Here is a 14,427-nt window from a genome sequence, read left to right on the forward strand (position 1 = left end):
AAAAAAAGGAGTAAATTGGTCTAAAATATTTTAGAGGAATGCAAAACTTGATCAAAAGAATTATAGGTGTTGGAGTTATCGTTTTAATAATTGTTCTGGGATTTAAATATTGCCAGTTTAAGAAAGACGACGACTCAGATATTCAGTACAATACCAATTTAATTCAGCAGCAGATTCTTAACGTTGGGAAATTAGTTGTTACCGAAGGGCATTTTTCAGAAGTCATTACCTATAAAAATCAGCAGAAGTATTTGATGGACATGATTTCTTTTGAGAAAAAAGCACTTATTGTGGTCAATGCAAATGTGACTGTAGCTTACGATTTGCATCAAATGAAATATGATATTGATGAAAAAAACAAAACCATTACGATTTTAAATATTCCGAAAGAAGAAATTACTATAAATCCAGATATTCAGTTTTATGATGTTGAACAAAGCAAACTGAATCCGTTTACAGGCGATGATTACAATAAAATCAATAAATCTGTAAAAGCTAATTTGGCTAAGAAAATCGAAAATTCTACTCTAAAAACCAACGCCCAAAATAGACTTATAAGTGAATTGTCTAAGATTTTAATCATGACCAATTCAATGGGTTGGAAACTACAGTACAACGGAAAAACTATTGAATCTGAAACAGAATTGACTCAGGATTTGAAATTGTAAGATGAGGTTCAAAGAGGCAAAGGAACATAGTAGCAAAGTTTTTTTGCCACAGATTAAAGGATTAAAATGATTTAGCACCAAATTCTTGGATAGTTTTCACAAACAGACTTTCCACAATTTTGTCATTTCGACGAAGGAGAAATCTCCACGAGAAGCTCGACAAAGATTGGTTTTTCGTTGCGGAGTTACTTGCGGAGATTTGCTTCGCCTGTTCGCTATCGCTCGGGTCTCCTTCGTCGAAATGACAAACGGTACGTTTTACTTAGTAAAAAAAACTTCGCGTCTTAGTGCCTTTGTGGCAAATTATCAAAAATCAAATCCAATCCTCCAGAAATTAAATGTGCAATTTCAGGACGTTTTTCTTTCAATTGATCTAAATAAACCAAAACTTCCTGTAAAAGCTGTTTCTCGTCTGAATCCTTCAAAAGCTCAGCAATTTCAACTGACAATAACCAATCGTTTGAATGGTTATTTTTAAGCTTTTCAAAAACAGCTTGAAGTTCTGTTTTAGAAGATTTATTAGTTCTGATTTCGCGAACAGTTGCATATAAATGTTCCAATTCATCACGCTTTTCAGTATGTTTTGCTTTGATCGTTTTAGTTGAAGGAACAATATTGATCAAGTCAAAACTATTTACATCGGCTGGGCCAGAGAAAGCAGAAATCACTTTTTTGCCAATTGCCATATCATAGTTACCCCATTCAGGTTGAAACAAAATAGTTTCTCCATGAGTTACGGTGCAATTTCTAAAACTGATTAAAATAATTTCTCCGTGAAGATTTCTAGAACCCGTAATAATTTCACCTTCAACAATAATATTGCCTTCAAATTCAAGTTTTACGGTTTCGTTCTCTACAATACTATAAGCTTGTAAATCTTTCGGACTCATATCTTCAATCGCTAAATTGAAACCTTTCAGCTTCCCAATCGGACTTCCAAATCCATGTGGATGAGTTAATGTTCCGTGACCGACTAATTCTTTTTCGCGGTAAGCCAAAGCTGTTTTTCCTGTAGTTTGAATGTAGACAGGTTTTCCTTCTTCTTCAATAACATTCGTGAAAACTCCTGAAATCTGTAAACCTGTACTTAATTCAATAGTTCCCAAAGCATTTGATTGAATCAGTTTTTTAATTCCAGAAAGACCTCCAGTTCGCAGAGCCATTTTATTGGCAAATTCTTCCAGAACTAAACTTAAATAAGAAAAATTAGGAGTTACATAGAGCTGTGGCTGTAACTGCGTAATATCAAAATTCTGATTCGTAGCTGAAATATCATAAGGAATTTTCTTTACATTATCGGTCATACAGTGGGCGCTTTCGCCAATCGAAGAAAGTAATCCGGCACCATATATTTTCGGATTTTCAACAGTTCCAATCAAGCCATATTCAACAGTCCACCAATGTAGATTTCTAATTTGCGCCATTTCAGACAATTCGCCCATATCATTCTGCAAATCGGCAACTGCTTTTTCAGCTTCGTCGATTTTTTCTTGCGGAGTATCTTCGGCTTCTTTTAAAATAGAAAGCAGACGAATGGCTTCATACATTTGATAATCTTTGTGAGAAGAAATCGCTTTACATCCAATTTCGCCAAAACGTCTTAAATATTCCGCATATTCAGGATTTGCAATAATAGGAGCGTGGCCAGCACCTTCGTGAATAATATCTGGAGCAGGAGTATATTCAATATGTTCCAATTGTCTAATATCAGACGCAATAACTAGAACATTGTAAGCCTGAAATTCCATAAAAGCATTTGGCGGAATAAATCCGTCAACGGCAACTGCTGCCCAGCCAATTTCGCTAAGGATTCGATTCATGCCGTACATGCTCGGAATCGAATCGATTTCGATACCAGTTTTACGTAAACCTTCTAGATAAGAATCGTGAGCAACTTTAGAAAGATAATCTACATTTTTGCGCATTACATATCGCCAAACCGCCTGATTGATAGGAGTGTAATCGCTATAATCTTGAGGTTTAATAAATTGCTGTAAATGTTTAGGCAATCGCTCTAATAACGGATTGGTTTCAATGTTTGGATTCATTTCGAAAACGTTGTAGATTAAAATGTAAAATTACGAATTTATGGCTCGATTTTTTATCATCCATCACAAAATTTTTATTTGAAATTGACTTTTATTGCATTTTTATAGATTTTGCAAAGCTGTAAATAAATGGAATTTTAGCAGTCATTATTTTCATAATTCACTTTCTCCATTGTTTTTTCGAAGTTTTCAAGTTCTTTTTTAGTCATCGAAGCTTCTTTGAGATCAACTTTTAACTGCTTTTTAGTGTCTGGACTAATCCATATACCAGTGAAAGTATCTCCTAATTTTTGTAAAATCAAAACACCACTAAATCCTTGTTCAACTAACACAAATTCATTTTCTTTTTTTCTGTTTTGAGTAACATTAAGCTGAATCCAGTTTTTCGATTTATTCTGACAATACATAGAAGTATACATTAAATCGGCTGTACAAGGATTATCTTCTGTTTTAATGTAAACTGTTATAGGAGTTTTTCCGTCAATAGTTCCTTTATATAGATTAGAAGCTGAAGTTTGAGATTGTGCTGATAATTGGTTTAAAAATGAGAAACAGATTGCAATAAAGAAAATTACTTTTTTCATAAATAAAAGAATATAGATTTGGGTTTAATTCATTTTATCAAATATAAAGTTCTGCTTTTTAATTGAAAGAAATTCTTTAAGATTTTTTTATTGTATTTCTCATTTCATTTTCTGCATTTCTGAAATACTCAATTTTATGGCTAAACATAAAAGCCATATTGGTAGCACGCATTTTGGCTTCTTCTGTTATTGGCCCAGCAAATTGGGAATCGATCGTGGAATTAAAAATGGCAATCCAGCGGTCAAAGTGTGTTTTGTCTACCGGTAATTGTTTATGTGGAGGAAAAGGTGTTCCAGAGTAAGCTCTCACATCAAATAATATTGTCTGCCAAAAATTATACATTTTTTGAAGATGAGGTTCCCAACGATCTTGTAATTTATCATTAAATATCGGCCCAATTAAATCGTCCTTTTTAACATTAGCATAAAAGCTGTTAACCATTTGCTGAATGTCTTCTATTGTCGAAATATCTTTTAAAGCAGTCATTTTATTGTATTTTAAGTAAGCTGCAAAAATACAATATATCTTTCTTTTACCTTCCTGATAATTGTCATATGCCCTTTAATTGCTAGGCAAATTCACATTTTGTAAGGAATTGTATAGATTTTTTATTTTATGATGAGTTATTTCGATTTTAATAGGTAAGTTTTTTATGATTTTTAATTTTTTAAAATATTGTTTTTCAGTGTTTTGAAAAACAATAAGATGAGTTTTTGTTATATCTGTTTTTTTAATTTGATGTGTATTTGTAAAGTTAAAAAAATGAGAATGTTGTAAAAATACTCATAATATTGTGATGTTTTAATAAAATAAAACTGAATAAATAAGAAAAAGCTAATTATCAAGCCAAAACCACAAAAGAATGCACAAAACTACTCAAACACCTACAATTCGGGTAAGTAAAGCGTTGAAACTATTATGTTGCAGTACGCTTTTATTCATGAACAGCTTAAATGCTCAGACGGTAACTCCGTGGATCACTACAGGAGATCAAACTAAATTATTACAGCAGCAAGCAACTGTTAGTTTCGGAACCAATTCGGGAACTAACCCTTCAACTGTAACAGTAAATGCAGGAACGACCTATCAAACTATGGACGGATTCGGTTATACTCTTACCGAAGGAAGCTGTGAAGTTATTTCTGGAATGGCAGCAACGCAGCAAAACCAATTGTTGAATGATTTATACAATCCGACAACAGGATTAAATGCAAGTGTAGTTCGTATCAGTATTGGAGCTTCAGATTTAAGCAGTTCTTCTTACAGTTATAACGAAACTTCAGGAGACACCAACATGAACAATTTTAGTTTGAACGGACCTGATTTAACTTATTTAGTTCCAATCATTAAAAAGATCCAACAGATTAATCCTAACATCAAAATCTTAGCAACGCCTTGGTCTGCACCTCGTTGGATGAAAACAAACGGATCTTGGGTTGGAGGAAGTTTGCAAACGCAGTATTATGCTGCTTATGCAAAATACTTCGTAAAATATTTTGATGCAATGAAAGCACAAGGTATTAATATTTGGGGAATTACACCGCAAAATGAACCAGAAAATCCAAACAATGAACCAAGTATGCTGATGAATTCTACAGAACAAAAGAATTTCATCAACCAACAGCTTGGGCCTCAAATGGCAGCTGCGGGATACGGAAACATTAAAATTATTGCTTTTGACCACAATTGCGACAATACAGCATATCCGATTGATGTTTTAAATAATAGCTCGTATGTTGATGGAGCAGCATTTCACTTGTATTTAGGAAATATATCAGCTATGTCAACGGTAAAAACTCAAACCAATAAAAATGTTTATTTTACAGAACAATATACGGGTTCGGGCGGAAGCTTTAGCGGAGATTTTGGCTGGCACATGCAAAACGTTGTTATCGGTAGTACAAATAACTGGTCTAAAACAGTTTTAGAATGGAATGCAGCAAACAATTCAAGTTTAGGCCCTCGCACTCCTGGAGGATGCAGTACGTGTTTAGGCGCTATCACGGTTAATAATAGTACAAGTTATACTAAAAATGTAGCGTATTATATTATTGGTCAGATCTCTAAATATGTGAAACTGGGCGCAGTAAGAATTAATTCTTCAAGCACAAGCGGAAGTATTTCTTCAGTTGCATTTAAGAACCCTGATGGTTCAACTGCACTTGTAATTTATAACTCAGGCGGATCATCAAATACAATAAAAGTAGTTTCTGGATCATCAGCATTTAATTATGCAGTTCCAGCATCTTCTGCAGTTACTTTTACGTGGGGAGCATCAAATCCAGTTGCAGTTACAGGAGTTAGCGTAAGCCCAACTTCAGCAACGCTTACCGCAGGTCAGTCACAGCAATTGACAGCGACAGTTTCTCCTAGCAATGCTACCAATACTGCAGTAAATTGGAGTTCAAGCAATACATCTGTTGCAACAGTAAACTCAAACGGATTGGTTTCGGCAATTGCTGCAGGAAATGCTACAATTACTGCTACTACTGTTGATGGAGCAAAAACTGCAACAAGTGCCATTACCGTAACGGCTGGTTCAACTGGATTTCCTGGATATTACAATATTATTTCGAGAAACAGTAATAAAGGTTTAGATGTTGCAGATAATTCGACTACAAGCGGAAGCAGAATTCAGCAGTATGACATTACAAACGGAGGAGGAAGCAACCAAAGATGGAAATTTGTTTCTGATGGAAGCGGGAATTATTATATCATTGTAAAATCGACAGGAATGTATTTGGCTGTTGAAAATAACGGAACAGCTGACGGACTGAAAGTACAGCAGAAAACATTCTCATCTTCAAATGAATTTAAGTGGACAGTTACTAGTCTTGGTACGGGATATTACAAAATTATAAATGTAAATAGCGGTAAATCGCTTGATGTTGAAAATGTTTCTACAGCAAATGGTGCCAATATTCAAGTTTGGGCTTATACAGGAGGTTTAAATCAGCAATGGCAGTTGGTGCAGGTTGAATCTTCTGCAGCAAAAAGTGCTTTAGCCACGCAAACACCTGTAGTTGAAAATACAAGCTCAAATGACATGACCATTTTTGTAAATGAAGCAGATGATTCTTTAAAAATTGATACTAATCATGAAGGAGATGCAGAAGTACAGGTTTTCAATATTACTGGGCAGCCAGTTTTAAAGAAAAACGTAAAATTTGTAAAAGGAAATCAAGCTGAAGTAGAAATTTCTCGATTGCCAAAAGGCGTTTACATTGTAAAAGTTAACGATAGCAAAGGTTCTTATTCGAAAAAAATCTTGAAGCAATAATTACAATCCACACAATTCAATTAGTAATTTGTATTGAATGTGAAAAGGCTGTCATCCCATCTGACAGCCTTTGTTTTTTTCTTTATCCAATCAATTGCGTAAACAAATCCTGATTGTCGTTCAGATATTGAAACTCAAAGCCATTTTCGGTCATTTTCAATTTGATTGGCATAATATCATTTTTGTTTTTCAATTCTAAACCAACCACAACAGAACCTACTTCGCGACTGTTTTTCTTAGCAAATTGGAAATACGTGATGTCATCATCTGGACCTAAAATATTATTTACAAATTCTTTTAAAGCTCCTGGACGTTGCGGAAATTGAATCATAAAATAATGCATTAAGCCTTCATAAAGTAAAGAACGTTCTTTTATTTCGGCTGTTCTTTCTATATCATTATTGCTTCCGCTTACAATGCAAACCACATTTTTGCCTTTAATTTTATCTTTATAAAAATCCAAAGCAGCAATTGTTAAAGCACCAGCGGGTTCAACCACCATGGCTTCTTCATTGTACAATCTTAAAATTGTAGTGCAGACTTTTCCTTCTGGAACCAGAATAATATCTTCTAAATTATATCGGCAGATTTCAAAAGTTTTGTCACCAACTTGTTTTACGGCAGCACCATCTACAAATTTGTCTATAGTTTTTAGTGGTGTATTTTTATTTTCTTCGATGGAAGTTTTCATTGAAGGCGCACCTTTTGGTTCTACACCAATGATTTTGGTATGAGGACTTAAATGTTTAAAAACTTCAGATAAACCAGAAGCAAGTCCGCCGCCGCCGATTGGAACAAAAACATAATCGATAGGTTCTTTAAAGCTTTCTAGGATTTCTAAACCAACAGTTCCTTGTCCAGCGATTACTTTCTCATCGTCAAAAGGATGAATAAATGTTTTATGATTTTTGATGGCATCAGCAGTTGCCGAAGCATAAGCATCATCAAAAGTATCTCCAGTTAAAACAATTTCAACAAACGATTTTCCGAATAGTTGAACCTGTTTTACTTTCTGTTTTGGAGTAGTTTTAGGCATATAAATTTTACCATGAATCTTTAAAAGATTGCAAGAATAGGCAACTCCTTGAGCATGATTCCCTGCACTGGCACATACAGTTCCGTTTGCTTTTTCTTTTTCGCTTAACGAAGAAATCTTATTGTAAGCGCCTCTAATTTTGTACGAACGAACAATTTGTAAATCTTCTCTTTTTAATAAAATAGTCGATTCAAATTCGTCTGAAAGATTTAAATTTTGCGTTAAAGGCGTTGCAGCAACGACATTCTCAAGATGCTTTTGGGCATTAAGTACTTCTTCAAATAAACTCATGTTGTTTTGTTTTTTTATTTTTTTGCCACAGATTAAAAGGATTATAATGATTTTTAATCTGTGTGAATCTGTGAAATCTGTGGCAAAAAAAATATTCCTGAACTTTCTTAAAATAAAAAACCTCCCAATTGGGAGGTTCTTATAAATTATATTTTACAAACTTATATAGCACCTCGCCATTATTGCTGAATTGCAATAATGCTAATAATAGCGATAATAATGTTGTTAAAGTTTGTCATTTTCTTTACTGATCGAATAGCAAATGTATTAATTATTTCTGAAAAGTTCGCAACTATTTAAAGTTTTACAAAAACTGAAAACTGCCAACTGTGACCGAAAACTATTTTTTAACTGGCGGATATTGAGCTAAAATTTTGCCTACAAACTCAGCAATTTTTTCATCTTTTTTATCGATGTTTCTTGTCAAAGTTCCAACACCTTCACCTTGCCAGATCATTTCTTTCTTTTTAGCATCGATTAAATCAATATACAAAGTGCCTTCAGTAGAAGTAGAAACTGTAGTTTGACCTCCGTACATCATATAAGGATTCCAACCCCAGCCCCAGCCATAACCCCAGCCAGCGGTGAATTGGTTTACATCTACTTGCTCTCTCGATTTTGTAAAAATGTTTACTAGCAAGTCTGGATTTTCACTTTTAGTAAAACCTTTAGCTTGCATTTGATCATCAATAGCGCGTAAGATTCTTCTTTTATCTAAATCTGATATTTCAACCTTGTCAATTCCTGGCTTAAAGTAGGCGTACGTTTTATAAGGCGTAAAATCGACAGTTTTGTCATAATCAGAATAAACGGTCACGGTACTGCAAGAAGTAAGTATCAGCAGTAGCAAAAACGGAATTAACTTAAGTGTTTTCATATATCTAAAAATTAATGTTCTTTTTTAAATCTGCAAGGCTGAGCGTAGTCGAATCCCTTTCATTTCTATAAGCCTTCGACTTCGTTCAGGATGACATTACGTTATTTTAAAGCAAACTTTCATCGACTAGATTAGGTAAAGTTACTTTTAATAATGGCTCAACTTCCATTGCTCTTTTTATAGCAAAAACAGCACCTTCATTTCTTGCCCAACTTCTTCTTGAAATTCCGTTGTTAACATCCCAGAAAAGCATTGAAGCTAAGCGTTTTGAAGCCTCAGTAGAACCATCAAGAACCATACCAAATCCGCCATTTATAACCTCTCCCCAACCAACGCCACCACCATTATGGATAGAAACCCAAGTTGCTCCTCTAAAGCTGTCTCCAATCACATTATGGATCGCCATATCGGCAGTAAAACGAGAGCCATCATAGATATTTGAAGTTTCTCTGTAAGGAGAATCGGTCCCAGAAACATCGTGGTGATCGCGTCCTAAAACAACCGCACCAATTTCGCCTTTTGCAATTGCTTGATTAAATGCTTCAGCAATTTTAATTCTGCCTTCAGCATCGGCATAAAGAATTCGAGCTTGAGAACCTACGACCAGTTTATTTTCTTGCGCACCTTTAATCCATTTGATATTATCCTGCATTTGTTGCTGAATTTCATTTGGAGCAGTTTCGGCCATTTTCTCTAAAACTTCGCAAGCAATAGCATCAGTTTTTAGCAAATCTTCTGGTTTTCCTGAGGTACAAACCCATCTAAAAGGCCCAAATCCGTAATCGAAACACATTGGTCCCATAATATCCTGAACATAACTTGGATATTTAAAATCGATATTATTTTCGGCCATTACATCTGCTCCTGCGCGAGAAGCTTCTAGTAAAAAGGCATTTCCGTAATCGAAAAAGTAAGTACCTTTTGCGGTATGCTTATTAATTGCTGCAGCATGTCGGCGCAAAGTTTCCTGAACTTTTTCTTTGAATAATTCTGGATTATTAGCCATCAAATCATTTGCTTCTTCAAACGAAATTCCAACTGGATAATAACCTCCAGCCCACGGATTATGAAGTGAAGTTTGGTCTGAACCTAAATCAATTTTAATATTTTCCTGATCGAAACGTTCCCACACATCAACCACATTTCCTAAATATGCGATAGAAACAGTTTCTTTATTGGCTTTCGCCAAAGCGACTCTGGCAACCAATTCGTCTGTAGAAGTCACAACTTCATTAATCCAACCTTGCTCGTGACGAATTTTAGTAATCTTCGGATTTACCTCAGCACAAACTGTAATACAACCAGCTATATTTCCTGCTTTTGGCTGTGCGCCTGACATTCCTCCAAGACCAGAAGTTACAAATAAACTTCCTTCTGGATTTTGTTTTATTTTTCTGAAACCATTTAAAACCGTAATAGTTGTTCCATGTACAATTCCCTGCGGGCCAATATACATATAACTTCCTGCTGTCATTTGCCCGTATTGTGAAACTCCTAAAGCGTTCATTTTTTCCCAATCATCAGGTTTTGAATAATTAGGAATCACCATTCCGTTTGTTACCACAACTCTTGGCGCTTCTTTATGCGAAGGGAATAATCCCATCGGATGTCCAGAATACATCGTTAAAGTCTGCTCATCTGTCATTTCAGACAAATATTGCATCGTCAATAAATATTGTGCCCAGTTTTGGAAAACAGCGCCGTTTCCGCCATAAGTAATCAATTCATGAGGGTGCTGCGCCACAGCATAATCCAAATTGTTCTGAATCATGTGCATAATCGCTTTTGCCTGTAATGATTTTCCTGGGTATTCGTCAATTGGTCTTGCGTACATTTTGTAATCTGGACGAAGACGATACATATAAATACGGCCATATTTTTCTAATTCTTCTGAAAATTCAGGAATTAATTCGGCGTGATGTTTTGGATCGAAATAACGCAAGGCATTTTTCAAAGCCAGCTTTTTTTCATCTGCCGAAAGAATTTCTTTTCGTTTTGGAGCATGATTAATTGCTGGATCGTATGCTTGTTTAGGAGGTAATATATTTGGTATTCCTTGTTGTATTTGTTCTTTGAAAGTCATTTTTTTAAGATTCTAAGGTGCTGAGGATCTAAGACGCTAAGATATTGCGGTTAGATTAACAACAGATTAATTTTTTGTTTTTTATAAAATTATGTCGCCCCGCTGGGGCTTATATGTGGCAAATGGTTACACTATTTCTATAAATATGTCGCTCCTCTCGGAGCTTTTGAATATAAATTTGCCTATCCTTGAATTAAAGCCTTGGAAAGGCGTAATATTTATAGGAAACAATAATCACCCAATATAAAAGCTCCAGCGGAGCGAAATATCAGCCGACGAAATTGGAATTTATTTTAATTATCCCATTTTCAAATTGCCACATTTTCTAATTAAAAAAAACTAGGGATAACGGATATCCGACCTATGATAGGACTTGTGGATCTTAATCCTGAATTTTCTTGAATGGATATCCATATTAATATTTTAGATTGTTGATTTTAAATTTTAGATTGGAATTTGGAATTTAAAAATTGGAATTTATTTAAATTATCTAATTCGTTTTTCTTCTTATTTCTCCTGTTCTTTTATCAAATCCGTACGGACAATGTCGGCAGCCACTTTTGCAGCAATAACCACGTTTTAAATGATGTTTTTCAGTAAAGCATTTGTAACCTTCAGGCGTATAGTAAAAATCTTCACCTTCGATTAATTTATTTTCATTACTTTGCTCTTTCATAAATATGCTTCGCGTTCCTTTCGAATAATTAATAATCAAAAATAAAAATATTTGATTATGATTTTATTGAAATCGAACAATTTTATAGCTACAAATTTATAAATTTTACAGCCAATGTTTCTGATTGTTGCTAAATATTTAATTCCGAAAGGTTATCGAGGAATGGCTGTTTTTCCGTTTGTTTTGGTTAAATATGATTTTGATAAAGCAAATGGAGTTTTTGTTAATCATGAAAAAATACATTTGAGGCAACAGCTTGAAATGCTGATTCTGCCATTTTTTATTTGGTATATTTTAGAATTTTCAATTCGTTTCATCCAATACAAAAACAAAGATTTAGCATATCGAAATATCAGTTTTGAAAGGGAAGCTTATACAAACGAAACCAATTTGAGTTATCTCAAAAAAAGATCATTTTTTCAGTTTCTGAATTACATGAAAAACAATAAGCTTTAAGCATAAAAAAAGATATAAATTGTCACTTTTGACTTTCGACTTTCAACTTTAAATAATGAATCCAGTTTTCAATCAACATATTAATATCGATTTTCCCAATGATATTTCTTTGACAATTAAGCGTGAAGATCTCATTCATCCTTTTGTTTCAGGAAATAAATTCAGAAAACTGAAATACAATTTACTTCAAGCTAAAGCCGAAAATAAAAAGACGTTACTGACTTTTGGTGGAGCATTTTCCAATCATATTGCGGCCGTGGCTTATGCGGGTAAAGAACAAGGTTTTAAAACTATCGGAATCATTCGCGGAGAGGAGCTTTTGGACAAAATAGAGGAAAATCCAACCTTGAAATTTGCTCAAGAAAACGGAATGCAGTTTGAGTTTGTTTCGAGAGAAGAGTATCGTTTAAAAAACGAAGAATCTTTTATAGAAAAGTTGCAAGATAAATTTGGCGATTTTTATCTCGTTCCTGAGGGCGGAACAAACGAACTCGCGGTAAAAGGCTGTGAAGAGATTTTGACAGATGAAGATTCGGTTTTTAATTACGTTTGCTGTGCTGTTGGAACGGGAGGAACTATTTCGGGATTAATTAATAATTCGTTACAAAATCAGAAAATTTTGGGGTTTCCAGCGTTAAAAGGTGACTTTTTAAACGATGAAATTCGTATTTTTGCAAAAAAAGATAACTGGAATTTAATTTCTGACTATCATTTTGGAGGTTATGGCAAGATAAATTTAGAATTAATTGAATTTATTAATGCTTTTTTTGAAGAAACAAAAGTGCCCTTAGATCCAATTTATACAGGAAAGATGGTTTTTGGCGTTATAGATTTAATAAACAAAAATTATTTTCCTGCACATTCAAAAATTTTACTCATTCACACAGGCGGATTGCAGGGAATTGACGGAATGAATATAAAGCTGAAGCAGAAGAAATTACCAATACTCAAAACCAATGATTAAAAAAATTGTATTACTTCTCGTAATATTAGCTTTAGCAAGCTGCTCTTCTAGTAAGCCTGCCATCGCGACGACTAAAAAAGCGGCAGCGGTTCAAACTCGAACGGCAGCTGCAAAAAGAAGTACTCCTACTAAACCAATCGGTAAAAATTACCCTTCTACAAATAATACGACTGAGGTTATTCAATCTACATCTAAAACAGTTGTTACCAGTGATCTTATTAATAATTATGTGTTGCAGTACAAAGAAATTGCAATGGGAAACATGAAGACTTACGGAATTCCGGCGAGTATTATTTTGGCTCAAGGAATTTTAGAATCTGGTGCGGGAAGAGGAGATTTGGCTGTAGATGCTAATAATCATTTTGGAATAAAATGTCATAATGATTGGTTAGGAGAAAGTGTTCGTCATGACGATGACTCGGCTCAGGAATGTTTTAGAAAATATCCTCAGGCATCAGAATCGTATAGAGATCATGCTTTGTTTTTGGTTGGAAAAAAACGATATGCTTCCTTATTCACTTACGAAAAAGACGATTACAAAGCTTGGGCAAAAGGACTTAGAGCTTGCGGTTACGCAACAGATCCTAAATATCCCGATAAATTGATCAGTTATATTGAAAGATATAATTTGCATCAATACGATTGTCAGGTTACAGGAAGAAATTATGTGCCAATAAATACTTCGGCTCCGCCAAAAAAAACATCTTATGATGTTGCTTCTGATCCAAAGATCAATATGAATCAATACGATCCGAATTTGTATGAGGTTCAAAAAGGAGATACGCTATATTCAATTTCAAAGAAATTTAATTTATTGGTTGAAGATTTAAAAAAGAAGAATAATCTAACCGATAATGCGATTTCGATCGGGCAGAGGTTGAAAGTGAGGTAATTAATCTATTCAAATGCCTTTTGGTACTGAACTCTAAAATTTGAAATAATAGTGATCTATAAATATTGCGGAAATTTTGAGAGATCTAATTTGGAACTTACTTGTGAAAAGGAATATTTAACAGAATTAGATTCCTATTTCTTGAGAGAAGGAAAATTGAAAATTTTAATCTATAAATGCTCCAAATGTGGCGGTTTATGGAAAATGATTGAATACAAAAATGTTCAAAAATGGTTACAAGTAAACGAAGTTGTATCAAATGAATATGCTCCATTTGAGACTCAAAATTACTTTCCTGTTGAATATTTTGAAATTGCAGAAGTTTATTTTTATGACAATTCTGTACAATGTGGGAATCCAAAAGAATGTGAAAAATATTCTGGATTAACGTGTTCTCTAAAGTCTTTAACTTTTGTAGAGAAAATTCAGGAGGGAGATGCTGGTTGTTATAGTATTAAAGAAGAAACATATGTATGTGATAAATGTAAAAATAGGTGGGCTTTAAAAGAAGAGTTTGATTCGCATCATGGATACGCAAGGTCTGCAAAAAGAATAAATTGAGGAAAAATAT

General features: G+C 34.1%; 13 protein-coding genes. 6 read left to right on the forward strand and 7 right to left on the reverse strand.

Translation table 11 applies throughout. The annotated features are described in order from the left end of the window. The first annotated feature begins 38 nt into the window (after positions 1 to 38). The gene (locus DMA14_RS01600; protein WP_111422602.1) at positions 39 to 668 is read left to right on the forward strand and encodes a DUF4230 domain-containing protein; all 630 of its coding nucleotides are present in this window, start codon (positions 39 to 41) and stop codon (positions 666 to 668) included. A gap of 284 nt (positions 669 to 952) precedes the next feature. Here the strand turns inward: DMA14_RS01600 and DMA14_RS01605 are convergent, their stop codons facing one another. From DMA14_RS01605 to DMA14_RS01615, 3 genes are all read right to left on the reverse strand, one after another. Further along, positions 953 to 2,716: an aromatic amino acid hydroxylase gene (locus tag DMA14_RS01605; RefSeq protein WP_111422603.1), complete on the reverse strand. Its 1,764-nt coding sequence runs from the start codon at positions 2,714 to 2,716 to the stop codon at positions 953 to 955. A gap of 137 nt (positions 2,717 to 2,853) precedes the next feature. Next, on the reverse strand, positions 2,854 to 3,300 hold the full coding sequence (locus tag DMA14_RS01610) for a hypothetical protein (protein WP_111422605.1): 447 nt from the start codon (positions 3,298 to 3,300) through the stop codon (positions 2,854 to 2,856). 76 nt (positions 3,301 to 3,376) lie between these two features. Beyond that, entirely contained in the window at positions 3,377 to 3,787 is a 411-nt protein-coding gene (locus tag DMA14_RS01615) for a group III truncated hemoglobin (RefSeq protein WP_111422606.1), read from the reverse strand. A 376-nt stretch (positions 3,788 to 4,163) separates the two neighbouring features. On the opposite strand from DMA14_RS01615, the gene DMA14_RS01620 reads away from it, so the two are divergent. After that, positions 4,164 to 6,581: an RICIN domain-containing protein gene (locus tag DMA14_RS01620; protein WP_111422608.1), complete on the forward strand. Its 2,418-nt coding sequence runs from the start codon at positions 4,164 to 4,166 to the stop codon at positions 6,579 to 6,581. An 82-nt stretch (positions 6,582 to 6,663) separates the two neighbouring features. Here DMA14_RS01620 and ilvA read toward each other — a convergent pair whose 3' ends face one another. The 4 genes from ilvA to DMA14_RS01640 form a co-directional block, all read right to left on the reverse strand. Further along, positions 6,664 to 7,908, reverse strand: a complete 1,245-nt coding sequence (gene ilvA, locus DMA14_RS01625) for a threonine ammonia-lyase IlvA (protein WP_111422609.1) — start codon at positions 7,906 to 7,908, stop codon at positions 6,664 to 6,666. 340 nt (positions 7,909 to 8,248) lie between these two features. After that, the gene (locus tag DMA14_RS01630) at positions 8,249 to 8,785 is read right to left on the reverse strand and encodes a DUF4136 domain-containing protein (RefSeq protein WP_111422611.1); all 537 of its coding nucleotides are present in this window, start codon (positions 8,783 to 8,785) and stop codon (positions 8,249 to 8,251) included. A 106-nt stretch (positions 8,786 to 8,891) separates the two neighbouring features. Beyond that, a complete protein-coding gene (locus DMA14_RS01635; protein WP_111422613.1) occupies positions 8,892 to 10,868 on the reverse strand; it encodes a urocanate hydratase in 1,977 nt (658 codons plus the stop codon). 490 nt (positions 10,869 to 11,358) lie between these two features. Further along, on the reverse strand, positions 11,359 to 11,544 hold the full coding sequence (locus DMA14_RS01640) for a DUF5522 domain-containing protein (RefSeq protein WP_111377387.1): 186 nt from the start codon (positions 11,542 to 11,544) through the stop codon (positions 11,359 to 11,361). A gap of 114 nt (positions 11,545 to 11,658) precedes the next feature. On the opposite strand from DMA14_RS01640, the gene DMA14_RS01645 reads away from it, so the two are divergent. Genes DMA14_RS01645 through DMA14_RS01660 form a run of 4 tightly spaced genes read left to right on the forward strand, consistent with a single transcriptional unit; the run spans position 11,659 to position 14,417 of the window. Continuing rightward, complete coding sequence (locus DMA14_RS01645) at positions 11,659 to 12,000, forward strand: hypothetical protein (protein ID WP_111422614.1); 342 nt, start codon at positions 11,659 to 11,661, stop codon at positions 11,998 to 12,000. Between the two features lie 55 nt (positions 12,001 to 12,055). Then, a complete protein-coding gene (locus DMA14_RS01650; RefSeq protein ID WP_111422616.1) occupies positions 12,056 to 12,964 on the forward strand; it encodes a 1-aminocyclopropane-1-carboxylate deaminase/D-cysteine desulfhydrase in 909 nt (302 codons plus the stop codon). Continuing rightward, the gene (locus tag DMA14_RS01655) at positions 12,957 to 13,856 is read left to right on the forward strand and encodes a glucosaminidase domain-containing protein (protein WP_111422618.1); all 900 of its coding nucleotides are present in this window, start codon (positions 12,957 to 12,959) and stop codon (positions 13,854 to 13,856) included. Before DMA14_RS01650 ends, DMA14_RS01655 begins: the two co-directional genes overlap by 8 nt. 51 nt (positions 13,857 to 13,907) lie before the next feature. Continuing rightward, on the forward strand, positions 13,908 to 14,417 hold the full coding sequence (locus DMA14_RS01660) for a hypothetical protein (RefSeq protein WP_111422619.1): 510 nt from the start codon (positions 13,908 to 13,910) through the stop codon (positions 14,415 to 14,417). Positions 14,418 to 14,427: the final 10 nt, after the last annotated feature.

It is taken from the genome of Flavobacterium sharifuzzamanii (assembly GCF_003254585.1).
In the GTDB taxonomy this organism is placed as follows: domain Bacteria; phylum Bacteroidota; class Bacteroidia; order Flavobacteriales; family Flavobacteriaceae; genus Flavobacterium; species Flavobacterium sharifuzzamanii.